This window comes from Martelella sp. AMO21009, assembly GCF_053484295.1.
Genome location: NZ_JBAKFR010000046.1, coordinates 1 through 26,728, shown reverse-complemented (window position 1 = coordinate 26,728; position 26,728 = coordinate 1). Strand labels below are relative to the sequence as shown.

Sequence of the window (26,728 nt, the reverse complement as noted above, 5' to 3'; positions counted from 1 at the left end):
CCAGCGGCCCGCAGCTGCATCACAACAATAGCGCAGATCCAACAAACAATGCTCGTGCTTGACACGAGCATCCAGGCCGCGCGGGGAATGTCGCCTGGACCCTCGGGTCAAGCCCGAGGGTGACCCCTGAGAGGGGATGGCGCGCGCGAAACGGGAGCGGATGCCGAGGGAGCCGCAAGGGCTCCCGATAATGTTCAGGCGCGCTCTTCCAGCAGCGCCTCGCCCTTCTTCTCGCGCACAAGATTGATGAAGCGGCGGAAGAGGTAGTGGCTGTCCTGCGGGCCGGGGGAGGCTTCCGGGTGATGCTGGACGGAGAATACCGGCTTGCCGGCAAGCGCGATGCCGCAATTGGAGCCGTCGAACAGCGACACATGTGTTTCCGCGACGCCCTCCGGCAGCGAGGCCGAATCGACCGCGAAGCCGTGGTTCATCGAAACGATCTCGACCTTGCCGGTGGTGTAGTCCTTGACCGGATGATTGGCGCCGTGATGGCCCTGATGCATCTTTGTGGTCTTGCCGCCGAGCGCGATCGCGAGGATCTGGTGACCGAGGCAGATGCCGAAGATCGGCAGGCCGCTGTCGATCAGCGCGCGAATCACCGGCACGGCATATTCCCCGGTCGCGGCCGGATCGCCCGGACCGTTCGAGAGGAACACGCCATCGGGCGAAAGCTCCAGGATTTCTTCCGCCGAGGTCTTGGCCGGCACCACCGTCACCTTGCAGTCAAGACCGGCGAACAGCCGCAGGATGTTGCGCTTCACGCCGTAATCGATACAGACGATGTGATAGCGGGCGTCGGCTTCGGCAAGCGTGTCATAGCCCTCGTTCCAGACCCAGGGCTTTTCGTCCCATTTGGACGACTGGCCCGACGTTGCCTCGATGGCGAGGTCGAGCCCTTCCAGCCCGCCCCAGGCTTTCGCCTTTGCCTTCAACGCATCGAGATCGAACTTGCCGGACGGCTCGTGGGCGATCACGGCATTGGGCGCGCCATGCTCGCGGATCCAGGCGGTCAGCGCGCGGGTGTCGATACCGGAAAGGCCGATGATGCCGCGCTTCTTTAGCCAGGCGTCGAGGTCTTCGCTCGAGCGGTAATTGGAGGGCGCGGTGATATCGGCCCTGAAGATCGCGCCGACGGCGCCGCGGCGGGCGGCGGGGACAAGGTCCTCGATATCTTCGCCATTGGCGCCGATATTGCCGATATGGGGGAAGGTGAAGGTGACGATCTGTCCGAGATAGGACGGGTCGGTCAGGATTTCCTGATAGCCGGTCAGCGCGGTGTTGAAGCAGACTTCCGCCTCAATGCTGCCGGTGGCGCCCACGCCCTTGCCGTAGATTACCGTACCGTCGGCCAGAACCAGCGCGGCCGTCGGCGTTTCCTGTGTCCATGGGGCAGTCATGATCATTCCTTGCTAGTCGCCGGCCCGGGGCCGATTGAACGGGCCCTGTCCCGATCCTATATAGGAGCCCGAGCCAAAGGGTTCGCGGGCAAGCTGCGTTCGGGTAGGCCACTTTTTGATGCGGTTGCGGGAAAATAGTTAAACCGCGCTTGCGGGTCAATTGCTCTTGCGGCAAAGTTGTGGCATCTGCTCAAAATAAATGACGCGCCCGAAGATTTAATTTGATCGCAGCCCCGGTATTCGGTAAACGCCGCCGCCATTCGGCATGTGTCGATGCGGTACCTTGAAGATGGCGTTGCCAGGAGTGAATGAATGTTGCGCGATAAACTCGCACTTGCACAAAAAGACGCTTCGAAAGAGGAAGATCCGGTACGCTTCTGCACATTGAGACTGGTTCACGCGGCCATCAAGGACCGCGACCTGGCTCATCGTGCCAATGGCAAGGACCCGGTCAGCGATGACGATATCGCCGGCATCCTTTGCCAGATGCTGAAGCAGCGCAAGGAATCCTCCCGCCTCTACGAAGAGAAGGCCCGGCCCGACCTTGCCGCCCAGGAGCGTCAGGAAATGGCGGTGATCCGCGAATTCCTGCCCGCCCAGTTGCCCGAGGACAAGATCCGCGAAGTCTGCGCCTCCGTGGTCGAGGAGACCGGCGCGCAGGGCCTGCGCGACATGGGCAAGTGCATCGAAACGCTGAAGGACCGCTATTCTGGCCAGATGGACTTCTCCAAGGCCTCCGGCGTGGTCAAGGACATGCTGAAATAGGTTTGTCTTGTCTGACTGCTGTGGATATCCGCAGTGGATATGTGGGATAAACCGCACCGCGCCCGTTAAACCGTTGCGGGGTCTGTAGGCTGTCAGGCCTGCCGGCACACCCGAGGACCTTATGCGTTTTCCGCCATCCTTTCTCGATGAAATCCGCGACCGTGTGCCGATCTCGGCGCTTATCGGCCAGCGGGTCACGTGGGATCGCAAGAAGACCAATGTCGGGCGCGGCGATTACTGGGCCTGCTGCCCGTTCCACGGCGAAAAATCCCCGAGCTTTCACTGTGAGGACCGCAAGGGTCGCTACCATTGCTTCGGCTGCGGGGTTTCCGGCGACCACTTCCGCTTCCTCACCGATCTCGATGGCATGAGCTTTCCGGAAGCCGTGCAGCGTGTTGCCGATATGGCGGGCGTGGCGATGCCGGAGCGCGACCCGCAGGCCGAACGACGCGAGGAGAAGCGCCGCACGCTGATCGATGTCATGGAGCTTGCCGCAAGCTTCTTTCAGGATCAGCTTCAGACCGGGGCAGGGGCGAAGGCGCGGGCTTACCTGCGCGAGCGCGGCCTTTCGGCGCGCACGATCGATACGTTCCGCCTCGGCTACGCGCCGGAAAGCCGCAATGCGCTGAAGGAGTTTCTGGCCTCAAAAGGCGTCGAGAAGCAGGAGATCGAGGCCTGCGGGCTGGTGGTCCACGGGCCGGATATCGCCGTTTCCTATGACCGGTTCCGCGACCGGATCATGTTTCCGATCCTGTCCTCGCGCGAACAGGTGATCGCCTTCGGCGGCCGGGCGATGCGGCCGGACGCGCCGGCGAAATATCTCAATTCCAACGAGACCGAGCTGTTTCACAAGGGCAATGTGCTGTTCAACTTCGCCCGCGCGCGTCGTTCGCTTTCCGGCGCGGAGGGGGCGAAGACGATCATTGCGGTCGAAGGTTATATGGACGTGATCGCGCTGCATCAGGCCGGCATCGAAAACGCCGTCGCGCCGCTTGGCACGGCCCTGACCGAAAACCAGCTGCAACTGATCTGGCGGATGACCAGCGAGCCGGTGCTCTGCTTTGACGGCGATGGCGCGGGCATACGCGCCGCCGAGCGCGCCGCCGGCCTGGCGCTGCCGATGCTCAAGCCCGGCCATTCGCTGAAATTCGCGCTGCTGCCCGGTGGCAAGGACCCGGACGATCTGGTGCGCGAGGGCGGTCGGCAGGCATTTGACGCCGTGATCGCCCAGGCCCGCCCGCTGGCCGACACCGTATTCGAGCGCGAGGCAGGCCAGCCGGAAGCCGGCGAAACACCGGAGCGGCGCGCGGCGATCGAGGCGCGGGTCAACGCGCTGGTGGCGACGATTGCGGACGAAAGCGTGCGTCGGCATTACCAGCAGGACTTCCGCAACCGACTTTATCAGAGGTTCCGGGGAGGCTCGCGCGGCGGCGGAAATTTCGTTGGCGGCCGGGGCAATTTTGCCGGGTCTGGCAAAGGGGGCGGGCGGTTCAGCGCGCCGCGCGGCAACGGCCTTCTTTCGGCGTCCGAGCGCCTGTCGCGGTCCCCGCTCGCAAGCCTCCGCCCGGCAACCGCCAATCTCACCTTCCGCGAATGCCAGCTCGTGTTCTGCCTGATCTCGCATCCCGAACTGGTGCGCGAGGATTTCGACAGCATCTCGACGCTTTCCTTCGAGGCGGCCGAGATGCGGGCGTTCTGGCCGGCCTTTCTTGCCGAAGCCTCGCGTCCCGACATGGGCCGGGAAAAGCTGCGGCAGCGGCTGGAGGAGGCGGGTTTCGCCGGTCTCGTCGACCAGATTTCCGCCCATGTCGGGCGCAATGTCAACTGGATCGCCGGGCCCGATGCCGCGCTTGAAGATGTCCGCGAGGTCTATCACCAAGCGCTGGCGCTGCATAACCGCGCCCGCTCGCTTGCCCGCCACAAGAGCGAGCTGGAACGCGAGATCGCCGAGGTGACGGAAGAGGGCAATGCGGAGCTGCTTTCCGAACTGATGCCGGCGCTGGTTTCCGTTCAAAACGAAATTGCCCGCATCGACAATCAGGAGGCCGAAATCGACGGTTTCGGCCTGATGTCGGGACGGGGCGGAAAATCCGGAGCGGGCGGATAAAGCGGTGCGTAAAGACAATTCCGGGATGAGCCGGAGCCGATTCCTTTCAGCCGCCACTTGTATTTGCGGCGAAGCATTCTAAATTAACCAATCTAGGGCCGACAGAGAAGCTGCATCGGTCCCTGTCATCGTCAGAAGCGTCTCATCGGCGGATTTTCGATATGAAATCACGCAAATACGGAAATGATGCTTGACGGATGGCGAAAATCTGGGAATCACCAGTTCGGATGGCAGTGAGCAGCACATTTTCATGATCTGGACAGCATTCACCGGGGGTGATGAAAGCCGCCGCGTTGAAGTCTGTCCTTTTCATGTGTGGTTTTTTGAATCCGGCAGACCTCGCAAAAGAGGTCCTTAATCATTTGCCGGTATGCCGCTTGGCAACAGCGACAAAGCGTCAGGGAAACAATATTTATGGCTACGAAAGTCAAGGAAAACGAAGAAGCCGAAACCGAACGCGAAGGCGGTACCGACGGCCCTCTCCTGGACCTTTCCGATGATGCCGTCAAGAAGATGATCAAGGCCGCCAAGAAGCGCGGCTATGTCACCATGGATGAGCTGAATTCCGTTCTCCCGTCCTCGGAGGTAACCTCCGAGCAGATCGAGGACGTCATGTCCATGCTTTCCGAAATGGGCATCAATGTCGTCGAAGACGAAGACGAAGTCGACAACGACAACAATTCCGACGACAGCGCCGACGACAGCGACAGCGATAATGACAGCGACAGCACCGAAGTCGCGACCACGACCGGTTCGGCTGTAGCGCAGACCAAGAAGAAAGAGCCCACCGACCGCACCGACGATCCGGTGCGCATGTATCTGCGCGAGATGGGCTCGGTCGAGCTTCTGTCGCGCGAGGGCGAAATCGCGATCGCCAAGCGGATCGAGAGCGGCCGCGAGACGATGATCGCCGGCCTTTGCGAAAGCCCGCTGACCTTCCAGGCGCTGATCATCTGGCGCGACGAGCTGAACGAAGGCACGACGCTGCTGCGCGAGATCATCGATCTTGAGACCACCTATTCCGGTCCCGAGGCCAAGGCTGCCCCGCAGTTCCAGAGCCCGGAAAAGATCGAAGCCGACCGCAAGAAGGCCGAGGAAAAGGAACAGGCCCGCAAGAAGCGGTCCGACGACGTCACCGATGTCGGCGGCGAAGGCGTGCAGCCGGAGGAAGACGACGAGGAGGATGATGAATCCAACCTGTCGCTGGCCGCCATGGAGGCCGAGCTTCGCCCGCAGGTGATGGACACGCTCGACCTGATCGCCGAGACCTATGTGAAGCTCAGGAAGCTGCAGGACCAGCAGGTGGAAGCGCGTCTTGCCGCCACCGGCACGCTGACGAATGCCCAGGAGCGCCGCTACAAGGAGCTCAAGGAAGGGCTGATCACGGCTGTGAAGTCGCTGTCGCTCAACCAGAACCGCATCGATCTTCTGGTCGAGCAGCTCTATGACATCAACAAGCGGCTCGTGGAGAACGAAGGCAAGCTTCTGCGCATGGCGACCCATCGCGGCGTCAAGCGCGACGACTTCCTCGAGCATTATCACGGCGCGGAACTTGATCCGAACTGGATGAAGTCGATCGGCAATCTTTCCGGCAAGGGCTGGAAGGAATTTGCCAGCCAGGACGGGGCCGACATCAAGGTGCTGCGCACCGAGATCCAGAGCCTTGCGACCGAAACCGGCATCTCGATCGCCGAGTTCCGCCGCATCGTGCACATGGTCAAGAAGGGTGAGCGCGAGGCGCGCATCGCCAAGAAGGAGATGGTTGAAGCCAACCTCCGTCTGGTGATCTCGATCGCGAAGAAATACACCAATCGCGGCCTGCAGTTCCTCGATCTCATTCAGGAAGGCAATATCGGCCTGATGAAGGCGGTCGACAAGTTCGAGTATCGCCGCGGCTACAAGTTCTCGACCTATGCGACATGGTGGATCCGGCAGGCGATTACCCGTTCGATCGCCGATCAGGCCCGCACGATCCGCATTCCGGTGCACATGATCGAGACGATCAACAAGATCGTCCGCACCTCGCGCCAGATGCTGCATGAGATCGGCCGCGAGCCGACGCCTGAGGAGCTTTCCGAAAAGCTCAACATGCCGCTCGAAAAGGTCCGCAAGGTGCTGAAGATCGCCAAGGAGCCGATCTCGCTCGAAACCCCTGTGGGCGACGAGGAAGATTCGCATCTCGGTGACTTCATCGAGGACAAGAACGCGCTGCTGCCGATCGACGCCGCGATCCAGGCGAACCTGCGCGAGACCACGACCCGTGTTCTCGCCTCGCTGACGCCGCGTGAGGAACGCGTGCTGCGTATGCGCTTCGGCATCGGCATGAACACCGACCATACGCTTGAAGAGGTCGGCCAGCAGTTCTCGGTCACCCGCGAACGTATCCGCCAGATCGAGGCCAAGGCTCTGCGCAAGCTGAAGCACCCGAGCCGCAGCCGCAAGCTGAGGAGCTTCCTGGATAGCTGAGATGGCGCTGGTCCGGAGTTTTAAAGAAAGAGAACCTAGACGCCTTTCGCTTCACGATGAAGTGGAGGCGTCTATTTCGTCGTTTGAGATAGATGGTCGCGCTCTGTTGCAAATCGACACATATGGCCGTCCTGACAGAGAACTGCCCGGCAAGACGAGCCAGACAATTCAGTTTGATAAAGAAGGCGCCGAGCAGTTGTTTAAACTGCTTCAGCGGACGTTTGATCTTTGATTTGGTTCTATCAATGACCGTCTTCCGCCATGCCGGTAACGGACCGGCGCCCTGCCGCGCGCCGGTTCAAGGCGTTGTGGCGCAGGGAACAGAAACCTATTCCGTGACCTGCAGATTAACGGCCTTGGGGCCCTTGCCGCGGCGGTCCGGCTCGGTGTCGTAGCTGACCTTCTGATTTTCGGTCAGGCCCGTCAGCCCGGACGACTGCACGGCGGAGATATGGACGAAGATGTCCGCGCCGCCATTGTCCGGCTTGATGAAACCGTACCCCTTGTCGGTATTGAAAAACTTTACGATGCCAGTTTCGGCCATGCTTCAAGGTCCTTTTCTCGCCCATCCCCTTGCTGGCGGAGGGGCAGATATTTCGATGCTCGTTTTGCCCTGAGGGGCAGCGCAGGCGTTTCTCGAATTTGGAGGAAAGGTGCCTTTTATTACCGCGGGTTCCGATTTGCCTGGACAACGAAAGCAGGCCAAATCAAGGTCCGCCCGAAAAATTAGCGTTTCCGGCGCGCATCAGATTATATGGTCTTCCCGTGCTCGCAAAATGCCCGAACATGAACAGAATGCGGTGTTTGGGGGTTTTTGGCAAGCGAAACTTTGGAATCGGACCGTCAGGTCCGCTAACGGGCAGGGTATCCGTGTAACGGCCAGTCCCTAATCAAATGATTAGCTGGAACTATTTTCTTTTATACTGTGTCAACGGGTTTTGGCTGTGCTACCGTTGAAACGGTGTCGACAAAGCCTGTGACCTAAGGGAGGGAGGCCTAGCTTTTGCCGACGAAGCTGGTGTAGGAGCGAGTAACCGGCCAAGCATGAAGAGCGCGCGGGCGGTGCGCAAATACTTGACTGGCAAATACCGGGGGTCCGCCATGCGTCGTGACATGTTCATACGCTTTCTTGCGTCTATTGTCGTGCTCTGCTCTTTCCCGTCCGTCGGCGCGCGCGCGTTCGAATATCGCCAGATCGAGGGTTGGGCGGTCAGCTGCAACAACGCCTATACCTGCAACATTTCCCTGACCTCGGCCGCCGGCGCGAGCGGCGGCGCCACGCTTGCCGCCATCCAGTGGCAGCGCTCGGTCGCGCCATCGGCCCCGCTCACCCTCAGCATTCCCTATCCGCCCGGCTTCCTGCCGCGGGGCGATGCCTCCGGCGCGATCACAATCGCGGTCGATGGCGTCACGGGGTTTTCCGTCGATATAGCGAACCTCGTGCGGGAGGATGCGCTTGGCATGTTCGGCGTCAACGAGCCCGAGGTTCTGGTGGCGCTGTTCCGCAAGATGGCCGACGGCGCCAGGGCGACGATCCGCTACGAGGGCGGGATCGGATCGTTTTCCTCCGAGATTGTGCTGACGGGCCTTTCCGATGCGGCGCGCTTCATCGATGAGTGGCAGGGCCGCGGCGGCCGCACCGATGCGCTGATCGATGTCGGGGAAAAGACGCCGCCCGAAAGCGTCGATGTCTGGACGATCGACAGCTATGATCAGCTCCCGCCCTCGGTTCTGCGCAATCTGAGCGATCCCGAAAGCGCGTGCTATACCGATCAGTCCCATATCGATCAGGCGGATGCCTTCGCCTTCAGCACCGGCAAGAGCACCATCATGCTTCTGCCCTGCGGACCCTCCGGCGCCTATAATCAGCCCTACCAGCTCTATGTCGGCAAGGATGACGAGTTCCACCGCGCGGAATTTCCCAATGTCAGCGATGCCGGCATCACCGTTCTTGATACCGTCTACAACGTCAATTTCGATCTGAAGGAAAAGCTGTTGTCCTCGGTCTATCTCGGCCGCGGGCTCGGCGATTGCGGGCTCGCGCATTACTGGACGATCAACGAGGCCGCCGCCGGCAATCCTCTGGCGCTCACGCTGGAACGCTCGAAAACGGCCTGTGACGGCGTCGATATCGGCCCGGAAAACTGGCCGGAGATCTGGCGCCCGCAAATGACGGCGGATGAGAGGCAGGAGCCGTAACGCTCACTCCGCCCGGTAGACCCGCAACAGCGCGCCGTCGGGTTCGTCCGTCACCAGCAGAACAGCACCGTCGGGCGCGACCTTGACGTCGCGCAGCCGGCCGAATTCACCGGCAAACAGCCGGTTTTCGGTCGCGGGCATGCCGCTATCGTCAAGGCCAATGTGAGACAGAAGCTGGTCCTTCAACGCGGTGACCAGGAAATCGCCATCCCATTCGGGAAACATATCGCCCCGGTAGACCGCGATCGCGCTCGGCGCGATTGACGGGTCCCAGTAGTAGAGCGGCTGTTCAAGCCCCGGCGCCTTGGTGCCCTGTCCGATCTTCGCGCCCGAATAATGCACGCCGTAGGAGATTTCCGGCCAGCCATAGTTCTGGCCGGCGCGCGGTATATTGATCTCATCGCCGCCGCGCGCGCCGTGTTCAACGGTGTAGAGCGTGTCCGTCTCGGGATCGATGGTGATGCCCTGCGGGTTGCGGTGGCCGATCGACCAGATTTCCGGCTCCCAGCCATCAGGCGTCGGGTTGTTTTGCGGGATCCCGCCATCGGGCGTGATGTGAAGGATCGAGCCGGCGTGATCGCCCGGGTCCTGCGCCCGCTCGCTTTCGCCGCGATCGCCGATGCCGAAGAACAGATTGCCGGCGCTGTCGATCGCAATGCGCGAGCCGAAATGACGATTGGTGCCGGAAAACCGGTTCATCGCGAAGATCTGGCTGACGTTTTCAAGGCTCGCCTTCTGACGGTCGAGCGTTGCGCGGTAGACCGCCGTTCCCTGGCCGCCGTCGCCGGAAACGGAAGCTGTAAGATAGATGCGGCCATTTTCGCTGAAGCCGGGGTCAAGCGCGACATCGAGCAGGCCGCCCTGGCCGGCGGAATAGACCTCGGGAACACCGCTGACCTGTTGCGTTTCGCCATCCTTTGAAACGATGTTGAGGCGGCCGGGCCGCTCGGTGACCAGATAGCCGCCGTCGGGCAGAACCTCGACGGCCCAGGGGTGAGCAAGACCATCGGCGACACGCTCGACCTCAAGCGGCGGGCTCGCCTCCTGCGCGGCGGACGGAAACGGAGAAAAGGCAAGAGCCGCGATCATGCCGGCCAGGACGGGGGTGGCTTTCATAAAAGTCTCCTCTCGTTTTACCGGTGACGTATGGCGCTCTGCCCGCCGCTCAAGTGTCGCGGTCTACACAAACGCGTGAGCCGCGACACGGATGCCTTGCGGATTTCAGAAACCGTCGAAGTCGTTGCGCTGCTGGCGCTCTGCGTCGGCCTTCAGATGGCTAACATTTTCGCGCCACAGATAGGACGCACCGACGACCATGGCGAGGCAGATCGCGAACATCGCCGCGATCATCAGATCGCGCGCGGCGGTGTGGGACAGAAGGCCCTGAAGCGCGCTGCCGCCCGGCGAGGAAAAGGGCAGGTAGCCGTCAAACAGCATCGCCCCGCCATTCGTTCCCGGCAGAGGGGCGGATTGCCATGCTTGGTCGGCGGAAGCTCCGGCGGGCGCGAACGCCGTCAGAACCGGCAGCGCCGCAAAAGCAAAAATCCCGCGTTTGATGAAAATCGAGCGCCTGGCGATCCCGCTCGCCATCCGTTTGACCATCCTCATATGCCTTCTCCTTCGGCAATGTTTCAGCGCATCGTCATAACGCCATGTAAATACGTCGCCTTCTGGATGAATGATGGTCGAACACGAACCATTTTGAGGCGGAATCATGGGAGGGGATTTGTGCCGCCACTGAAGTTGAGACGGCGGAATATCTCCGGTTGCGCGCTGAAACGGTCAATCCGCGACGATAGCGCTTGAAACCGCGGGCGAATTGCGTTTAGACCAAACGCTTGGAAGTTGTCGCTAACCGCAGCGCATTCCAAGGATCAATCTAGATATCAGGACATTGAAAATGGCCCTTCTTGCTGACGCTCTCTCTCGTGTGAAGCCTTCCGCCACCATCGCCGTGGCCCAGAAAGCGCGCGAACTCAAAGCGAAAGGCCGCGATGTCATCAGCCTTGGCGCGGGCGAGCCCGATTTCGATACGCCCGACAACATCAAGGCGGCCGCGATCGACGCCATCAACCGCGGCGAGACGAAGTATACGCCGGTGGCCGGCATCCAACCGCTGCGCGAGGCGATCGCCGCCAAGTTCAAGCGCGAGAACAATCTCGACTACACGGCCGCGCAGACGATTGTCGGCACGGGCGGCAAGCAGATCCTGTTCAATGCGCTGATGGCGACGCTGAACCCGGGCGATGAAGTCATCATCCCGGCGCCGTACTGGGTCTCCTATCCGGAAATGGTGGCGCTTTGCGGCGGCACGCCGGTATTCGTTTCGGCAACCCAGGAACACGGTTTCAAGCTTCAGGCCGAAGACCTCGAAAAGGCGATCACGCCGAAGACCAAGTGGTTCATCTTCAACTCGCCGTCCAACCCGTCTGGCGCCGCCTATACCCATGACGAACTGAAGGCGCTGACCGATGTGCTGATGAAGCACGAGCAGGTCTGGGTGCTTACCGACGACATGTATGAGCATCTGACCTTCGGCGATTTCAAGTTCGTGACGCCGGCGGAAGTCGAGCCGGGCCTTTACGACCGCACGCTGACGATGAACGGCGTCTCCAAGGCCTATGCGATGACCGGATGGCGTATCGGCTATGCCGCCGGCCCGGCCGAGCTGATCACCGCCATGACCACGATCCAGAGCCAGCAGACCTCGGGCGCCTGCTCGATCGCGCAGTGGGCCGCCGTCGAGGCGCTCAACGGCAATCAGGATTTTATCGCCGAGAGCAAGAAAGCCTTCGAGAAGCGCCGCGATCTGGTGGTCTCGATGCTCAACCAGGCGCCCGGCATCGAATGCCCGACGCCCGAAGGCGCGTTTTACGTCTATCCGTCCTGCGCCGGGCTGATGGGCAAGACCTCGCCGGGCGGCAAGGTGATGGAGACCGACGAGGACTTCGTGACCGAACTTCTGGAGGCGGAAGGCATTGCCGTCGTTCACGGCTCGGCCTTCGGCCTCGGCCCCAACTTCCGCATCTCCTATGCGACCTCGGAAGCCGAGCTGGAAGAATCCTGCATGCGCATCCAGCGCTTCTGCGCCGCCTGCAAGTAAGGCGCACGCTGCGGCTTTGGTGCGAAAGCAATTTGAAAACGGGCGTGCCGCAAGGCGCGCCCTTTTTCGTTGCGGGGCGCGGCGTGATGCAGCTATAGACTGTCACCGCGTTTGCCGGACTTGCTTCGGGCGGCGCGGGGACTGAATGAGTGCGGGAGATCATGCGCAACGCCTTCCACGACAATGTCTTGCTGCGCCGCCTTGTTGCGGCGGGATTTCTGGCTGCCTGTCTGCTGCTGGTCGCCGCCATCGGGCCTGCTGTCGCCCAGGATGCGTCAGCGCCGCAGACAACCGCCGCCGCACCGATGACCGTCGGCGTGCATGCCCTGCCGCCCTATGTCATGCAGAACAAGGACGGCAGCTGGTACGGGCTCGGCATCGACATGCTGGATGCGATGAGCCGCCGGCTCGGCAGGGAATACCGCCTCGTCGAAGCCCTGCCGGATGCGATGGTGCAGGATGTGGCGGGCGGCAAGCTCGACATGGCGCTGGGCGGGGTGCCGATCAACGCGGCCGACGAGGCGGTGATCGATTTCTCGGTTCCCTATTACAGCGGCGATCTCGGCGTCGCGTTGCGCGTGGTCGACAAGATCGGCCCGACGATGATGTTCCAGCTTCTGACCTCGCCGGCCTTTCTCTATATGCTGGGCCTGCTCACCGGGCCGGTCTTCGTCATCGGCGCGCTGATCTGGCTGCTGGAGCGGCGCGCCAATCCCGAGCAGTTCGAGCCGCGCCCGGCGCGCGGCGTCTTCTCCGGCTTCTGGTGGGCGACCGTGACGATGACCACGGTGGGCTATGGCGACAAGGCGCCGGTGACCTTCTTCGGCAGGCTGCTTGCCATGGCGTGGATGTTCACGGCGCTGATCCTCGCCGCGATCACCACCGCGCAACTGGCCGCCGGTCTGACTTCGTCGCTGCACACCAATTTCGTCGACAATATCCATGACCTTTCAGGGCTCACGGTCGGCACGATCATTGATTCGCCGGCCGCCGCCGAACTTGGCCTGCTCAACCTTTCCTTCACCTCTTTCGAAACCGTTCCGGACGGCCTCGATGCGCTTGAAAACCACGATATCGATGCGCTCGTCTATGATCGCGCGATCCTGCAGTGGACGCTCGACAACTACCGTGACCTCTATCTGAGCAATCTGGAGTTCATGCAGCAGAACTACGCCCTGATCCTTCCCCAGAACGATCCGGAGCGCGACGCGATCAATGTCGCGATCCTGCAGACGCTCGAGTCCCAGCAATGGCATCTCATCCTTGAGCGCTATCTGGCGTCGGGCGTGCGTTAGCGGCCTTGCCCGTCCTGCCGATATAGGCGGACATGCCCTTCACCAGTGCATCGAAGACGACGCGGCAGCGGGGCGAGCGGCGCAGGTCCTCATGCATGGCGATCCAGAGCGGGAGCTGGAACGGTATCCGGCCGTGCAGAACCTCCGTCAGCGCGGGGTCGCGTTCGCCGAGCGGTTTCTGGCAAAGGCCGAACCCGCAGCCGGCGCGAATGGCGGCAAGCTGGGCGAGATTGCTGTCGGAACGGAAGGTGAAGCCGGGCAGGATGAGATCGGGATGGGACTCAAGCACGTCGCGCACATAGGCGAGCTCCCGGTCGAAGCCGATTGTCGGCAGCCCCTTCAGATCTTCGATGGTCTGTGGCGTCCCGACACGGGCGATCACATCCTTCCGGGCGAAGCAGCCGATCGGGATTTTGCCGATATGGCGCACCACCAGCGCCGACTGGCTCGGCTCGACCATGCGCAGCGCGATATCGGCCTTGCGGTTCAGGAGGTCTTCCACGGCGTCGGAGACGGAAAGCTCGAACTCTAGGCTGGGATAGGTGGCCATGACCGGCGCGAGGATCTCCGGCAGGACTTCGACCGCGATGACATCGGAAGCGCTGATGCGCACGCTGCCGGAGATTTCGTCGCGGGTTTCGGAGGAGGCCCGTCGCATGGCGTCGGCGGAGGCGGCCATCGCCTCGGCGAGCGGCTTCATGGCCCGCGCCGTATCGGTCGGCTCCAGGCCGCGCTGCGAGCGGGTGAAGAGCTGCTGGCCGGCGTCACGCTCCAGCGCCTCGATATGGCGGCCAACGGTCGGCTGGGTCAGGCCCAGAAGCCGCGCGGCACCGGAAAGCGATCCGCTTTCAAGCACCGCCAGAAAGGTGCGGTAATAATCCCAACTCTGCGTATCCATTAAAATATGTATATCAACAGCACAATTTTATACAATTCCGTTTAATGAGATTTACCCCGATATTGCGGTCACACTCGAATGAAGGAGACGGCAATGTCAGACATGAACAGACAATCCGTGGCGCTTGTTCTTGGAGCCACAGGCGGCGTTGGCGGCGCGGTGGCCCGGGCGCTGCATGATAGGGGCTACCATATCCGCGCGCTCAATCGCGACCCTTCCAGATTGGACGGACGTCTGGCGCATTATGAATGGATCAAGGGCGATGCGATGCGTCTCGCGGACGTGGATAACGCGGCGCGGGGCGCGGAGCTGATATTCCACGGGGTCAACCCGCCCGGTTACAAGGACTGGGATAAGCTGGTTCTGCCGATGCTGGAGAATACCATCGGCGCGGCGCGCCTTGCCAATGCCCGCATCCTGTTTCCCGGAACGATCTATAATTTCGGGCGCGATGTGTTTCCCTATCCGAACGAGGAGAGCCCGCAGACCCCGCACACCCGCAAGGGGCGCATCCGGGTTGCGGTGGAAGAGCGTCTCAGGGAAGCGGCCTTCGAGGGCACCCAGGTCATTCTGGTGCGCGCTGGCGATTTCTTCGGCGGCGGTGCCGCAGGCAATAGCTGGTTCGGTCAGATGGTCAAGCCGCATGCGCCGCTCACCCGGGTCACCAATCCGGCAACGCCCGGCGTCGGCCATCAATGGGCCTATCTGCCCGATCTCGCCGAAACCTTCGCTGGGCTTAACGACAGGGCGGGGCAGTTGCCGAAATTCGCCAACTTCCATTTCGAGGGCTTTTACGATGCCGACGGCATGCAGATGGCGGAGGCGATCCGCCGCGTCTCCGGCGACCCGAAGCTGAAGATCGCGCGCTTTCCCTGGTTCATCGTGCCGCTGCTTGCGCCGTTCATGACCCTGATGCGTGAGGTGCTGGAGGTGCGCTATCTCTGGAAGGAGCCGATGCACATGACCAATGAAAAGCTGGTTGCCGTTCTGGGCCGCGAGCCGCGCACCCCGCTCGATACCGCGATCCGCAACGCGCTTGAGGATATCGGCGTCACCCTGCCGAAATCCTCCGCCTCGGAACCGCTGCGCATCAAAGGCCCAGTATCGAGAGCATGATGAAGGTTGCAAACAGCACGAAATGGGTCATGCCCTCGATCGCATTGGTCTCGCCGTCATTGATGTTGATGGCGGCGACGACCAGCGTGATGGCGGTCATGGTGATCTGAACCGGGGTCATCGCCATGATGAAGGGCTGACCGGTGAAAAGCGCGATCGCCTCGATCACCGGCACGGTCAGGATCACCGTGGAAAGCGATGCGCCGAGCGCGATATTGACGACCGCCTGCATGCGATTGCCGAGTGCTGCCCGCAGCGCGGTCAGGATTTCCGGTCCGGCGGCGATCGCGGCCACCAGAATGGCGGTCAGCGCCAGCGGCGCGCCGGTTCCTTCCAGCCCGTTGTTGAGAAAGGCGGACATGAACTCCGCGAGAAGCCCGATCACGGCGACGCCGGCGATGAGGGTGACGACGGAGGTCGTGGTGGAGCCTTCCTCCGCTGCATGGACGGTCTCGCCTTCGGTGGCCTTCTTCATGCGCGGATAGCGATAGGCGAAGAAATAGCTGTGCTGGCCGACCTGCAGTCTCAGGAACAGCGCGTAAAGCGCGATCATGGCGGCGATCGTGAAGCCGGAATACACATGCCAGCTCGCCTGCGGCACGAAATCGGGCACCACCATGGAAATGCCCATGGCGGTCATGATCATCACCGAATAGGTCTTTCCCGAATCATCATTATAGGGCTGCTCGCCGTGTTTCAGCCCGCCAAGCAGCGCCGCCAGCCCGAGAATGCCGTTGATGTCCAGCATGACCGCGGCATAGATCGTGTCGCGCACCAGCGTCGGCTGCTGGCTCTCGCGCATCATGATGACGAGGATGATCACCTCCACCGTGACGGCGGAAAGGGTCAGGATCATGGTGCCGTAGGGGTCGCCGGCCTTGGCGGCGAGGATTTCGGCGTGGTGGGCGACCCGCATCGAGGCGCAGGCGATCGACACGACCAGCAGGGCCGCGGCCATGAGTGAAAAGATCTGCCCGGCATGCATCACTTCATGTTCGAGAAACCACGCAAGCGCGCCCACAGGAAGCGCTTGCAGCAGCAGGATTTCACCGCGCAGAAAGGTCAGCATCGATTGACAAGGCCCCCGTGATGGCGCCGATAGCGGCGCGTTGATCCCTGAGCGCTCCTGACGTGCTCAGCCGCCGAGGGGAGGGTAGTCGACATATCCCTTGGCATCGCCGCCGAAAAGCGTTCTCTGATCCAACGCATTAAGCTGCGCATTGATCCGCAGCCGGCGCACCAAATCCGGATTGGCGATGAAGGCGCGGCCGAAGGAGATCAGGTCGGCCCGCTCCTTTTCGAGCGCGTCGATGGCGAGCTGGCGGTCATAGCCATTGTTGAGCATCCACGCGCCCGACCCGTCGGTGCGGTAGTAGGTCTGGCGCATTTCCTCGTAGTCGAACGGGCGCGGGCCCTGGCTGTAATTGCGGTCCCCGCCGGTCGCACCCTCGATGATGTGGATATAGGCGAGGTCGTAGGCGCTGAGCTGGCTTGCCAGATAGTTGAACAGAACCTGCGGATTGTCGTCATGCACATCGTTGGAGGGGGCCACCGGCGAAAGCCGGATCGCCGTGCGGCCGGGCCCGATTTCCCGCGAGATCGTGCCGACGACGTCGAACATGAAACGCGCGCGGTTCTCGATCGGGCCGCCATAGAGGTCGGTGCGCTGGTTGCTGCTGGAGCGCAGGAACTGATCGATGAGATAGCCGTTGGCGCCATGAATCTCGACGCCGTCGAAGCCAGCCTCCAGCGCGCGGGCCGCCGCCCGGCGGTAATCGTCGATGATTCCCGAAATTTCGAAGGGCTTCAGCGCGCGCGGCATCGAGGTCTCGATGAAGTCGCTGGTGGCATCGGAATAGACCACGAAGGTCTTGGCGCGGGCCTGCAGGGCCGATGGCGCCACCGGCGGGTCGCCGAAGGGCTGGAGCGATTTGTGCGAAACCCGGCCGACATGCATCAACTGGCAGAATATCTTGCCGCCCGCCTCGTGCACCGCCCTGGTGACATTCCGCCAGCCATCGACCGCGGCATCGCTGTAGAGGCCCGGGGCGTTGGAATAGCCCTGGCCCTGTTCGGTAATCGCGGTGGCTTCCGAAATGATCAGGCCCGCGCTTGCCCGCTGGCGGTAATAGTCGACATTGAGTTCGTTCGGAACGGCTTCAGGCGAGCGGTTGCGCATCAGCGGCGCCATAATGATGCGGTTCTCGATTGTGACATCGCCGATCGTTATGGGGTCAAAGAGGTTAGCCATCAAATTCCTTCCGGTGCCGGCCCTGTTTGTAGCGGAGACCCGGCGCAGGCGCAATTTGCAGCCTCCGTCCCGGCTTGCCGTCGCGGCGGCGGCTTTGCCAAGCTTGCCTGCCGTCTTTCAACATGGCTTACGCTCTAATGTATAAACCAAAAGAAAGCGTTTACGCACCTCAAAGGTAAGCGTTTCGAAGGACGTCGGCGATGCACAAAAAAAAGGGCCTCCGAAACGGGGCCCTTGTAAGTGTGAAGGTAAAACCTCCAGAGGGGAACAGCTGCTGCAATACGGCTGGGATGCCGTATCGAACGCATCAGCTATAATCGATATGGTTCTTTTTTATGCGCGTTGCAATAGTTTTCATCGCAGATTGCGGAAAAAAACAACAAATTCCTGCGGGCAAAAAAAGAGGGCCACCGGAAAACCGGGGCCCTTTGAGTTAGAAGGTCTCTCAAAACCTCCAGAGGGGAACAGCTGCTGCGGTGCACCAGGGAGAAGTTGGGCACCACCTGCATCAGCTGCGAGCTATATGCCCCTGAATTAGGCATTTCACAATGCATCTTTGTGCATGGCTGCCATGCGAAAGATGAAAAATGCAGCAGTTTTTGCTTAAAATTAGGACGAACGGCGATATGGCCTAAAGAATAGGCATAATTAACGCATGTCTTTCGTGATAATGCGGCCGCGCGCTAGAGATTGCCGCGCAGCCGAAGGGGAGGGAGCCTTAGTAGCTCCAGTTGCGCGCCTTGGCGACGATGAAATCGCGGAAGACTTTCAGCTTTGCGGAGTTCTTGAGTTCGTCCGGATAGCAGAAATAGGTGTCGAAACTCGGCACGTCGGCATGGGTGACGAGCTGCAGCAGGCCCGGATCGCGGCCGACGATATAATCCGGCAGCATGACGATGCCGATTCCCAACAGGCCGGCCCGCTTGATCGAGGTCAGCGAGTTGATCTGCAGATGCGCCGGGCGCGGGCTGTCGGGCGAGCGGCCGGCGATTTCCAGCCAGTTCACGTCGAGCAGATAGGCAGGCGCCGGCTCGCCGAAGGTGATGATTCGGTGATTGTCGAGGTCTTCCAGCGACTGCGGCTCGCCATGCCGGTTTATATAGGAAGGCGAGGCGTAGACATGCATATGCACGGTGAACAGCTTGCGCTGGATCAGGTCCGGCTGCTGCGGCTGGCGCAGGCGGATGGCGCAATCGGCATGGCGCATGTTCACGTCCAGCTCCTCATTGTCGAGGATGAGCTGGATCTGCATGTCGGGATAGAGCTGGAGGAATTCCTGCACCTTGTCGGTCAACCAGCCCTGGCCGAGGCCAACCGTGGTGGTCACCCTGAGCTTGCCGGACGGCTTTTCCTTGGTCTCGGTCAGCCGCGAGCGCACGCTTTCGAGCTTCAGCAGCACGTCGTTGGCGGTGCGATAAAGCAGTTCGCCCTGTTCGGTGAGAATCAGTCCGCGGGCGTGGCGGTGAAACAGCTTGACGCCGACATCCTGTTCCAGCGCGGAGACCTGCCGGCTGATCGCCGATTGCGAAAGGTGGAGCTTGTCGGCGGCATGCGTGAACGATCCTGCCTCCGCCGCGGCATGAAAGATCCTGAGCTTGTCCCAGTCCAGAGGCATGCTCGTGCTTTTCATTTGCCTTACTCCGCGGCAGCCAGCGTGCCGGTCTTTTGCCCTGTCAGAAAGCGTTCCGCCTCAAGCGCTGCCATGCAGCCCATGCCGGCCGCCGTCACGGCCTGACGGTAATTGTCGTCTGTGACATCGCCGGCGCCGTAGACGCCCTCGATGCTGGTCTTGGTCGTGCCCGGCTCGGTCCACAGATAGCCGTTGGGCTTCAGGCGGAGCTGGTCGCGGATCAGGTCCACCTGCGGCGTGTGCCCGATCGCGATGAACACGCCGTCGGCGGGGATGGTCTGTTTCTCGCCGGTCTTGACGTTCTTGACGGCAACGCCCGTGACTGACGGCGGAAGCGGCGGCACGGCGCTGGTGCCGACGATTTCCTCCACAGCATGGTCCCAGACGATCTTCACGTTCTCCAGCGCAAACAGCCTTTCCTGAAGAATGCGTTCGGCGCGGAACGTGTCGCGCCGGTGCACCACCGTCACGGACTTGGCGATATTGGCAAGGTAAAGCGCTTCCTCGACCGCGGAATTACCGCCGCCGACGACCACGACGTCCTTACCGCGATAGAAGAAGCCATCGCAGGTGGCGCAGGCCGAAACGCCGCCGCCGTTGAAGGTCTGCTCGCTCTCCAGGCCGAGCCATTTGGCCTTGGCGCCGGTTGCTAGGATGACGGTATCGGCGATCCAGGTTTCACCGGAATCGGTGGTGGCGATGAAAGGACGCTTCGACAGGTCGAGCTTGGTCACGATATCGTTGACGATCTCGGTGCCGACATTTTCCGCCTGGGCGAGCATCTGTTCCATCAGCCACGGGCCCTGGATCGGATCGGCAAAGCCCGGATAGTTCTCGACATCGGTGGTGATCGTCAGCTGGCCGCCCTGTTCGAGGCCCGCGATCAGCACCGGCTTCATCATCGCGCGCGCCGCATAGATCGCGGCGGTATAGCCGGCGGGGCCGGAACCAATGATGAGCACCTGGGTGTGGTGGTCTGCCATCTCAAAATCCTTTCGGCGCGCCACAAAAAGGGGCACGCCGCAACAGTTGCAAGTCTGCCCCCATTTATGGCTGGAAGGCCGTCTGTTTCAAGGCCGGACGGCAAGCTACCAACAGACCATTTCTCCCAGTTGAAAGAATCTGGCTGCATGTTGTAATAAAATTGCGTATACGCCCGATTTTTCCCGCCGCAGGAGCCCTTGATGCGCGCCGATCTCGATTCTGTCGATCTTAAAATCCTGCGCGAACTTCAGCGGGACGGCCGCATGACCAATGTCGAGCTCGCCGAGCGGGTCGGCATTTCCGCTCCGCCCTGCCTGCGCCGGGTGCGCCGGCTGGAGGAGGCCGGGATCATCGAGGGCTATAATGCGATGCTCAACGGGCCGAAGCTCGGCTACGATCTCGTCGCCTTCTGCATGGTCGGGCTGAAGCATCAGTCGGAGGTGGAGCTCAAGGCGTTTTCGCGCGCGAGCGAAGACTGGCCGATCGTGCGCCAGGCCTGGATGACCTCGGGCGAGACCGATTTCCTGCTTCACTGCGTGTGTGAAAACCTGATGCAGTTCCAGGACTTCGTCATCGAGGTTCTGACCGCCAACCCCCATGTCGATACCGTGCGCACCATGCTCACCATCCGCCAGATCAAGAAGGAAGGTCTCGTGGCGATCTGAGGCGCTGCCGGTGAGACAGGGCGGAGGTCCGGCCCCTGTGACAGCTACGCGCTCATCACCGCCTCATAGGCGGAAAATTCCTTCTCCAGCATCATCTCGACCGTGAAATTGGCAAGCACATGGGCGCGCGCGGCTTCGCCCATCGCCTTCAGCCGCGCCGGGTCGGCAAGCGCCGCGTCGATGGCTTCGGCAAGGGCGTCGGCGTTTGCGGGCGGGACCAGGAAGCCGGTCTCGCCGTCGATGATCGTCTCGAGACTGCCGCCATGGGCGGTCGCGATCACGGGCGTTCCCATGACTTCCGCCTCGATCGCCACCCGGCCGAAGGCTTCCGGGCGGGTGGAGGTCGAGACGACGAGGTCGGAGGAAGCCATGATCGCCGGAATGTCGCGGCGGCTCCCGGCGATGGTGACGCGGCTGCCAAGGCCGCGCTCGGCGATCAGAGCCTTGAGGTCGGCGATAATGCCTTCATTACCCGAGCCGACGATAGCGAGATGCCACGTCTTGTTCGCCGCGCGATCGGCCGCCTCGACGAGGTAGCGATGGCCTTTCCAGTCGGTGAGGCGGCCGACAATGGTGACGAGCGGCGCGCCGCCTTCCGCCCCAAGCTCTTTGCGGACTTGCGAGCGCTGCTCATTGCTGACAGTGGCGGGGTCGAACAGCGTCGTGTCGACGCCGCGCGGGGAGAGGATGATGCGCTCGGCCGGAAAGCCATAGATCGAGATGATGTGGTCGCGGATGAAGGCGGAATTGGCCACCACAACCGGGGCCTTCAGCATCACGCTGTTATAGGCCCGCTTGAACCCGTTGCCATGGCTGTAGACGCCGTGGAACGTGGTCAGAAACCGAGGCTTGCGGCGCGACAGGCGACAGGCGAGCCACCCGGCCCAGGCCGGCGCGCGGCTGCGGGCGTGCACGATATTGATACGGTTGTCATCGATGATGCGGGCAAGTTTCCTGGCATTGGCGACAATCGCGAGCGGCGATTTGCGGCCGACCTCCAGCGGAATGTAATGCGTGCCGGTGGCCTTCAGAGCTTCCAACAGCGGGCCGCCCGCGCTCGCGGCCCAATTTTCGATATGCCTGCGGGCAAGATAGGACGCCATTTCAACGGTGCCGCGCTCAACGCCGCCATCGCCGAGCGCCGGCAGCAGTTGCAGAATTCTGGGTTGGGTCTTATCCATTTAGGCCGACGCCGCATATCGTGATGTGTTTCGTCAAATTCGGGCTTGCTCCGTCTGAAACTGGGGATAAAAAGGTGTCCGGAGAAGAGGGGGCGCCGCAACCCATCCGAATTTTCCCCCATTCTAAATTACTGCCAAGGTTGCATTCGATGTGCCATATTACCTACATGGCTGACAAGTATCCCGGTCTCGCCTTGAGGCGCCGGGTTCCCGCCGGAATTTCAAGGATTTGATCTTGCAGACCATCGTATGCATGAAATGGGGAACGCGCTACCCTGCGCTCTATGTGAACCGTCTCTGGTCCATGATCAAGCGGCATACCGTCCGCCCGACGCGGTTGGTGTGTTTTACCGATGATCCCACCGGCGTTGATCCGGCTGTCGAAGTCTTTCCGCTGCCCGAAATCCACATTCCGGACGCGATCGCCTGGACGCCGTGGCGGAAGCTCTCTTTATGGCAGTCTCCGCTTGCCAATCTTTCGGGCGATGTCCTGTTTCTCGACCTCGATATCGTCATCACGGGCGATATCGATGCGATGTTCGATTACAAGCCCGGCGTTTTCTGCGCCTGCGAGAACTGGACCCAGATCGGCAAGGGGATCGGCAACACCTCCGTCTTCCGGTGGAATGTCGGGCGCAACACCCATATTTTCACCGATTTCGAGGCCGATGGCGAAGGCATATGGCGCAAATACGGGATCGAGCAGGTCTATATTTCCAGGGTCATCGACCGGATGGAATTCTGGCCGAGCGACTGGTGCGTCAGCTTCAAGCATACGCTCGTGCCATATTGGCCGCTGAACTTCTTCAGAACGCCTGAGCTTCCCGAAGGCACCAGGATCGTGGCCTTCACCGGCAAGCCCGACCCCGACGAGGCGGCGATCGGGGCCTGGCCGGTCGAGCAGGCCTGGAAAAAAATCTACAAATATGCCCGGCCGACGCCGTGGATCGACGAATACTGGCAGTAACGCTCAGGACGAGGCGCGGCGCTTGCTCTTCATGGCATAATAGGGCGTGCGCTTGCGATAAACGGGCTTACCAACGCGCGACCGCGAACGGAACAGCCGCTTCTTCGGCACGGATTCGTCATGGCCAGCATGGGCGGTGAGGAAGCCGAGGCCAAACGCCAGCAGCCCGACAAGGGCCAACGCCGAGCCACTGCCGGCCGGATGTTTGCGCGCTGTGCGGGCCAGCGCATCCATCTCGTCGCGCACCATCGCGCTGGCGCGTTCCACGGGTGTTTTCTGGGAAAAGCGCAGGCGATCCATGATGTCGCTTGCGGAAGTCTTCTGTTCGAACATGTCTGTACTCCCATGCGTTTTGCGCGACCGTCGCACTCAATTGCGGCGGTAAACGGGCTTCGCGGTGCGCTCGAAAGCCACGCCGCGAAGTCCAGTCGTATAACGCGAAACCAGGGCCGCCGGTTCCTTGAAGGGCTGCATGCCCATCCGGCGCGGGACGATCCTTTAGATGAACAGCATGGCCGCGACGAAAACGAAGGCGGCTCCGATCAGGATCGTATGCAGGGAACGTGATAAGCTCATATCGTCTCCTCCATTTATGGTTACGAATATATGACTATTTTCGGCGCTGACAAAGCGATTTTGTTGCTGCGGTGCGCAAACAGCGGCGAAAAAGCGGATCGTTTTTCGCGCCTCACGGCTCGCCTGAAGCGCCTAAACCGTTCACAAACAACGGCTTAAGGTGCGATGCCTTTTGGTTATATAGTGATTGCTCAGGCTTATATCTTTTTTTCCACCGTGCGGCACGCTTGAGCTTTTCAGGCGTTACCGCCTATGGTCTTGAGCAAACCGGGATGAAAGGAAATCGATGGAGCAGGTTGTCCACGAAGCCGTTGCGCAGGCGGGGTCCCATGGCGGCGATTTCGCAGCCGTTGCGCTGGTCATTGCCATTGCCGCGCTTGCAGGTCTCGGTTTTCTGTGGCTCAGACAGCCGCCGCTCGTCGGGTTCATCCTGGCCGGCATCCTGCTCGGGCCGACCGGTCTGGGGCTGATCGAGAATAATGACAGCGTGGCCTTTCTGGGCGAAATGGGCGTTGTCGTGCTGCTATTCTTCATCGGCATGGAACTGTCGATCAAGGCCTTCGTCATCTCCCTGCGCCAGGCGCTTCTGGTGGTTGGCGGGCAGTTGGTCAGCGCGGCCGTGCTGGCGGTGCTGATCGGCCTGCTCTTGGATGTCACCGCCCGCGAAATCGTGATTCTGTCCTTCGTCATCGCGATTTCATCGACCGTGGTGGCGATGAAGATGCTGGACGAGATGGATGCGTTGCGCGGCGACGCGGGGCGGATCGCCGTTGGCGTCCTGATCGCCCAGGATATCGCGGTCGTGCCGATGCTGATTTTCGTTTCGAGCTTCGGCGGGCAGGGGTTTGATATCACCGCGACCGCGATCCGGGTGCTGGTGGCCGTCGGGATCATGGCGGGGCTGCTCTGGTATTTCGGCCGTTTCGGCAAGCTCAAGGTGCCGTTCGCGGAAAAGGTCGAGGACAAGGTGGAACTGCTCGCGCTCGGCTCGCTGGCGCTGTGTTTTTCTGCTGCCGCGATTTCGGGCGTCGCCGGGCTTTCGCCGGCCTATGGCGCGTTTCTCGCCGGCATCTGCATCGGTAATTCCACCCTGCGCAGCCGGGTCATTCCGGTGGTCGAGCCGATCCAGAGCGTGTTGCTGGTGATCTTCTTCCTGTCCATCGGTCTGTTGATCGACCTGACCTTCATCTGGGACCATCTCGCGATCGTCCTGCTGGCCGCCGTCGGCGTCGTCGCGGCGAAATCGGTGCTGAACGTCATGTTCCTGCGCTGGACCGGCTCTTCGCCGCAGACGGCGCTGATCGCCGGACTTTCCATGGCCCAGGTCGGCGAGTTTTCCTTTGTGCTTGCCGCCGCGGGGCTGGCCGCCGCGGCACTCAGCGACGATCTTTATCGTCTCGTGATCGCGGTCACGGCGATCACGTTGCTGGTCTCGCCAGTATGGGTCTCTGTCATGCGGCGCGTGGAGGCGACGCTGAAGGAGGGGCTCGAAAGCTACCGCAACGCGCTTGCCGTCGCCTATGCGCAGGAGCTGCGTGAGGTCGGGCGCGGCCGGGCCTTTGTCGGCCACGCGGTCGCCGGTTCGCGTGCAAGGCTGATCGCCTTCAACCACGCCCGCCGCGAACGCCGCCGCCGCAAGGCGGAGCGCCGGGCCGAGAAAAAGGCGGCAAAAGGCACGGCTCCTTCGGCGGCGAAAGCCGAGCCTGACGAAGGGCATCACCACTGAGAGGGGTTGCGTTGCCATCGGTCGCGGCGCTAACCTCACACCGTTCAGCCTTCCGGTCCTCGGAAGGCCCCGGATCGGCAGACCGGGAGGAGGGCGGTTGTCGCCTTCGGTTCGCCCGGTTCAGAGGCTTTCAACATGCATTTCCTGTCATTCCTGCGCGAAAACGCCCGCTGGGTGGGCGGCGCCTTCGTGATGAACTATTTCACGGCCTTCGGTCAGACCTATTTCATCTCGCTTTCGGCCGGTGAGATTCGCGCCGAATATGATCTCAGCCATGGCGATTTCGGCCTGCTTTACATGGGCGCCACCCTGCTGAGCGCGCTGACGCTGGCGCGTTTCGGCCGGATCGTCGATTACAAAAGTGTGGTCCAGGTGGTGCTGATCGTGATGCCGCTGCTGGCGCTTGCCACGGTCATCATGGCGCTCTCGCATTGGATAGTCTTGCTTTTCCTGTCGCTCTACATGCTGCGTCTGTTCGGGCAGGGGATGATGAGCCATATCGCGGTGACGGCCATGGGGCGCTGGTTCAATGCCATGCGCGGCCGCGCCGTATCGCTGTCCTCGCTCGGCTTTCAGATCGGCGAGGCGAGCTTTCCGCTGATCTTCGTTGCCGTTTCGGGCCTGATCGGCTGGCGGGGAAGCTGGCTTGCGGCGGCCGCGCTGATTCTGGTTGTCGGCCTGCCGCTGGTGATCGCGCTGATGCGGGTGGAGCGGGAGCCGCAGACCGCTGCTACCGAGAACGGCGCCGCCGCCACCGCGCGCGACTGGACGCGCGGCGAAGTGCTGCGCGATCCGCTGTTCTGGCCGGTGCTCGCGGTCTTTCTCGCGCCGCCCTTTATCGGCACCACGATCTTCTTTCACCAGGTCTACATGGTGGAACTCAGGGGCTGGACGCTGGAGATGTTTGCCGGCTCGTTTTTCCTGCTTTCGATCGCGAGCCTCACCGCGATGCTGGTGACCGGTGTGCTGGTCGACCGGTTTTCCTCCGTCGCGGTCATGCCCTTCATGCTGCTGCCGCTGGTCGCCGCCTGTTTCATCATGGCTCTCACCGGTGCATCATGGAGCCCCTACGTCTTCATGCCGCTGATCGGCTGCGCCATGGGCGCGTCGAGCACGCTCAACGGCGCGCTTTGGCCCGAGCTTTATGGGTCGCGCTATCTCGGCAGTATCCGGGCGAGCGTGATTGCCTTCATGGTGTTCTCGACAGCCGTGGGACCGGGACTGACGGGCTATCTGATCGACTGGGATGTCAGCTATCCGGGACAGATCGCGGCGATGGGAATCGTTTGCGCGGCGCTCGCGGCGCTGATGTTCGGCCTGCGCGGCCGGCTGATCGCACGCGCCTCTACCTAGAGCATCAGGCGCGATGAATGAATCGTATGGGATTCCGTTTTGGTGTGAT

General features: G+C 61.7%; 23 protein-coding genes. 12 read left to right on the top strand and 11 right to left on the bottom strand.

Annotated features, from left to right (window positions below; genetic code table 11):
- Window positions 1-194 precede the first annotated feature (194 nt).
- Window positions 195-1,403, bottom strand: coding sequence for a glutamine-hydrolyzing carbamoyl-phosphate synthase small subunit (gene carA / locus V6766_RS24440; protein WP_448470852.1), 1,209 nt, complete (start codon window positions 1,401-1,403; stop codon window positions 195-197).
- A gap of 306 nt (window positions 1,404-1,709) precedes the next feature.
- Between carA and V6766_RS24435 the strand changes: the two genes are divergently transcribed.
- From V6766_RS24435 to V6766_RS24420, 4 genes are all read left to right on the top strand, one after another.
- A complete protein-coding gene (locus tag V6766_RS24435; protein WP_448470851.1) occupies window positions 1,710-2,162 on the top strand; it encodes a GatB/YqeY domain-containing protein in 453 nt (150 codons plus the stop codon).
- 121 nt (window positions 2,163-2,283) lie between these two features.
- Window positions 2,284-4,269 (top strand): DNA primase, encoded by a 1,986-nt coding sequence (gene dnaG / locus V6766_RS24430; RefSeq protein ID WP_448470850.1) that lies wholly within the window; start codon window positions 2,284-2,286, stop codon window positions 4,267-4,269.
- Window positions 4,270-4,683: 414 nt separating this feature from the next.
- The gene (gene rpoD / locus V6766_RS24425) at window positions 4,684-6,735 is read left to right on the top strand and encodes an RNA polymerase sigma factor RpoD (RefSeq protein WP_448470849.1); all 2,052 of its coding nucleotides are present in this window, start codon (window positions 4,684-4,686) and stop codon (window positions 6,733-6,735) included.
- A 1-nt stretch (window position 6,736) separates the two neighbouring features.
- Window positions 6,737-6,967, top strand: a complete 231-nt coding sequence (locus V6766_RS24420; protein ID WP_448470848.1) for a methionyl-tRNA formyltransferase — start codon at window positions 6,737-6,739, stop codon at window positions 6,965-6,967.
- Between the two features lie 96 nt (window positions 6,968-7,063).
- On the opposite strand, the gene V6766_RS24415 is transcribed toward V6766_RS24420, so the two are convergent.
- Complete coding sequence (locus tag V6766_RS24415; protein WP_018066559.1) at window positions 7,064-7,279, bottom strand: cold-shock protein; 216 nt, start codon at window positions 7,277-7,279, stop codon at window positions 7,064-7,066.
- A gap of 557 nt (window positions 7,280-7,836) precedes the next feature.
- Between V6766_RS24415 and V6766_RS24410 the strand changes: the two genes are divergently transcribed.
- Window positions 7,837-8,934, top strand: coding sequence for a DUF1176 domain-containing protein (locus V6766_RS24410; protein ID WP_448470847.1), 1,098 nt, complete (start codon window positions 7,837-7,839; stop codon window positions 8,932-8,934).
- Window positions 8,935-8,937: 3 nt separating this feature from the next.
- On the opposite strand, the gene V6766_RS24405 is transcribed toward V6766_RS24410, so the two are convergent.
- Window positions 8,938-10,050: a PQQ-dependent sugar dehydrogenase gene (locus V6766_RS24405; RefSeq protein ID WP_448470846.1), complete on the bottom strand. Its 1,113-nt coding sequence runs from the start codon at window positions 10,048-10,050 to the stop codon at window positions 8,938-8,940.
- A gap of 105 nt (window positions 10,051-10,155) precedes the next feature.
- On the bottom strand, window positions 10,156-10,542 hold the full coding sequence (locus tag V6766_RS24400) for a hypothetical protein (RefSeq protein WP_448470845.1): 387 nt from the start codon (window positions 10,540-10,542) through the stop codon (window positions 10,156-10,158).
- Window positions 10,543-10,834: 292 nt separating this feature from the next.
- On the opposite strand from V6766_RS24400, the gene V6766_RS24395 reads away from it, so the two are divergent.
- Together V6766_RS24395 and V6766_RS24390 are read left to right on the top strand one after the other, a co-directional pair.
- Window positions 10,835-12,037: a pyridoxal phosphate-dependent aminotransferase gene (locus tag V6766_RS24395; RefSeq protein ID WP_448470844.1), complete on the top strand. Its 1,203-nt coding sequence runs from the start codon at window positions 10,835-10,837 to the stop codon at window positions 12,035-12,037.
- 149 nt (window positions 12,038-12,186) lie between these two features.
- Window positions 12,187-13,332: a transporter substrate-binding domain-containing protein gene (locus V6766_RS24390; protein ID WP_448470843.1), complete on the top strand. Its 1,146-nt coding sequence runs from the start codon at window positions 12,187-12,189 to the stop codon at window positions 13,330-13,332.
- Here the strand turns inward: V6766_RS24390 and V6766_RS24385 are convergent.
- Window positions 13,295-14,230 (bottom strand): LysR family transcriptional regulator, encoded by a 936-nt coding sequence (locus V6766_RS24385; RefSeq protein WP_448470842.1) that lies wholly within the window; start codon window positions 14,228-14,230, stop codon window positions 13,295-13,297. The two genes, V6766_RS24390 and V6766_RS24385, sit on opposite strands and share 38 nt — an antisense overlap.
- Window positions 14,231-14,323: 93 nt before the next feature.
- On the opposite strand from V6766_RS24385, the gene V6766_RS24380 reads away from it, so the two are divergent.
- Complete coding sequence (locus tag V6766_RS24380; protein ID WP_448470841.1) at window positions 14,324-15,346, top strand: NAD(P)H-binding protein; 1,023 nt, start codon at window positions 14,324-14,326, stop codon at window positions 15,344-15,346.
- Here the strand turns inward: V6766_RS24380 and V6766_RS24375 are convergent.
- The 4 genes from V6766_RS24375 to trxB form a co-directional block, all read right to left on the bottom strand.
- Complete coding sequence (locus tag V6766_RS24375; RefSeq protein ID WP_448470840.1) at window positions 15,321-16,415, bottom strand: calcium:proton antiporter; 1,095 nt, start codon at window positions 16,413-16,415, stop codon at window positions 15,321-15,323. The two genes, V6766_RS24380 and V6766_RS24375, sit on opposite strands and share 26 nt — an antisense overlap.
- Before the next feature lie 66 nt (window positions 16,416-16,481).
- A complete protein-coding gene (locus V6766_RS24370) occupies window positions 16,482-17,597 on the bottom strand; it encodes an alkene reductase (RefSeq protein WP_448470839.1) in 1,116 nt (371 codons plus the stop codon).
- Between the two features lie 718 nt (window positions 17,598-18,315).
- A complete protein-coding gene (locus tag V6766_RS24365) occupies window positions 18,316-19,212 on the bottom strand; it encodes a LysR family transcriptional regulator VtlR (RefSeq protein ID WP_448470853.1) in 897 nt (298 codons plus the stop codon).
- Between the two features lie 20 nt (window positions 19,213-19,232).
- Window positions 19,233-20,210 carry a thioredoxin-disulfide reductase gene (gene trxB, locus V6766_RS24360; protein ID WP_448470838.1) on the bottom strand — a complete coding sequence of 326 codons (978 nt, stop codon included), beginning with the start codon at window positions 20,208-20,210 and terminating at the stop codon, window positions 19,233-19,235.
- Window positions 20,211-20,408: 198 nt separating this feature from the next.
- On the opposite strand from trxB, the gene V6766_RS24355 reads away from it, so the two are divergent.
- Window positions 20,409-20,876, top strand: a complete 468-nt coding sequence (locus V6766_RS24355) for an Lrp/AsnC family transcriptional regulator (protein WP_230719010.1) — start codon at window positions 20,409-20,411, stop codon at window positions 20,874-20,876.
- A 44-nt stretch (window positions 20,877-20,920) separates the two neighbouring features.
- Here the strand turns inward: V6766_RS24355 and V6766_RS24350 are convergent, their stop codons facing one another.
- A complete protein-coding gene (locus V6766_RS24350) occupies window positions 20,921-22,057 on the bottom strand; it encodes a glycosyltransferase family 4 protein (RefSeq protein ID WP_448470837.1) in 1,137 nt (378 codons plus the stop codon).
- Between the two features lie 235 nt (window positions 22,058-22,292).
- Here V6766_RS24350 and V6766_RS24345 point away from each other — a divergent pair, with 235 nt between their 5' ends.
- Window positions 22,293-23,024: a hypothetical protein gene (locus V6766_RS24345; protein ID WP_448470836.1), complete on the top strand. Its 732-nt coding sequence runs from the start codon at window positions 22,293-22,295 to the stop codon at window positions 23,022-23,024.
- 3 nt (window positions 23,025-23,027) lie between these two features.
- Here the strand turns inward: V6766_RS24345 and V6766_RS24340 are convergent, their stop codons facing one another.
- A complete protein-coding gene (locus V6766_RS24340) occupies window positions 23,028-23,357 on the bottom strand; it encodes a hypothetical protein (protein WP_448470835.1) in 330 nt (109 codons plus the stop codon).
- A gap of 529 nt (window positions 23,358-23,886) precedes the next feature.
- Between V6766_RS24340 and V6766_RS24335 the strand changes: the two genes are divergently transcribed.
- A complete protein-coding gene (locus V6766_RS24335; protein WP_448470834.1) occupies window positions 23,887-25,326 on the top strand; it encodes a cation:proton antiporter domain-containing protein in 1,440 nt (479 codons plus the stop codon).
- 135 nt (window positions 25,327-25,461) lie between these two features.
- Complete coding sequence (locus V6766_RS24330) at window positions 25,462-26,679, top strand: MFS transporter (RefSeq protein ID WP_448470833.1); 1,218 nt, start codon at window positions 25,462-25,464, stop codon at window positions 26,677-26,679.
- Window positions 26,680-26,728: the final 49 nt, after the last annotated feature.

Bases quoted from the DNA above. Each gene is read 5' to 3' on its own strand.
- V6766_RS24340 (WP_448470835.1), bottom strand. From the start codon at position 23,357: ATGTTCGAACAGAAGACTTCCGCAAGCGACATCATGGATCGCCTGCGC.
- V6766_RS24375 (WP_448470840.1), bottom strand. From the start codon at position 16,415: ATGCTGACCTTTCTGCGCGGTGAAATCCTGCTGCTGCAAGCGCTTCCT.
- V6766_RS24350 (WP_448470837.1), bottom strand. From the start codon at position 22,057: ATGGATAAGACCCAACCCAGAATTCTGCAACTGCTGCCGGCGCTCGGC.
- V6766_RS24365 (WP_448470853.1), bottom strand. From the start codon at position 19,212: ATGCCTCTGGACTGGGACAAGCTCAGGATCTTTCATGCCGCGGCGGAG.
- rpoD (WP_448470849.1), top strand. From the start codon at position 4,684: ATGGCTACGAAAGTCAAGGAAAACGAAGAAGCCGAAACCGAACGCGAA.
- V6766_RS24435 (WP_448470851.1), top strand. From the start codon at position 1,710: ATGTTGCGCGATAAACTCGCACTTGCACAAAAAGACGCTTCGAAAGAG.
- V6766_RS24385 (WP_448470842.1), bottom strand. From the start codon at position 14,230: ATGGATACGCAGAGTTGGGATTATTACCGCACCTTTCTGGCGGTGCTT.
- V6766_RS24330 (WP_448470833.1), top strand. From the start codon at position 25,462: ATGCATTTCCTGTCATTCCTGCGCGAAAACGCCCGCTGGGTGGGCGGC.
- carA (WP_448470852.1), bottom strand. From the start codon at position 1,403: ATGATCATGACTGCCCCATGGACACAGGAAACGCCGACGGCCGCGCTG.
- V6766_RS24395 (WP_448470844.1), top strand. From the start codon at position 10,835: ATGGCCCTTCTTGCTGACGCTCTCTCTCGTGTGAAGCCTTCCGCCACC.
- V6766_RS24405 (WP_448470846.1), bottom strand. From the start codon at position 10,050: ATGAAAGCCACCCCCGTCCTGGCCGGCATGATCGCGGCTCTTGCCTTT.
- V6766_RS24410 (WP_448470847.1), top strand. From the start codon at position 7,837: ATGCGTCGTGACATGTTCATACGCTTTCTTGCGTCTATTGTCGTGCTC.
- V6766_RS24370 (WP_448470839.1), bottom strand. From the start codon at position 17,597: ATGGCTAACCTCTTTGACCCCATAACGATCGGCGATGTCACAATCGAG.
- trxB (WP_448470838.1), bottom strand. From the start codon at position 20,210: ATGGCAGACCACCACACCCAGGTGCTCATCATTGGTTCCGGCCCCGCC.
- V6766_RS24380 (WP_448470841.1), top strand. From the start codon at position 14,324: ATGTCAGACATGAACAGACAATCCGTGGCGCTTGTTCTTGGAGCCACA.
- V6766_RS24400 (WP_448470845.1), bottom strand. From the start codon at position 10,542: ATGAGGATGGTCAAACGGATGGCGAGCGGGATCGCCAGGCGCTCGATT.
- dnaG (WP_448470850.1), top strand. From the start codon at position 2,284: ATGCGTTTTCCGCCATCCTTTCTCGATGAAATCCGCGACCGTGTGCCG.
- V6766_RS24415 (WP_018066559.1), bottom strand. From the start codon at position 7,279: ATGGCCGAAACTGGCATCGTAAAGTTTTTCAATACCGACAAGGGGTAC.
- V6766_RS24335 (WP_448470834.1), top strand. From the start codon at position 23,887: ATGGAGCAGGTTGTCCACGAAGCCGTTGCGCAGGCGGGGTCCCATGGC.
- V6766_RS24420 (WP_448470848.1), top strand. From the start codon at position 6,737: ATGGCGCTGGTCCGGAGTTTTAAAGAAAGAGAACCTAGACGCCTTTCG.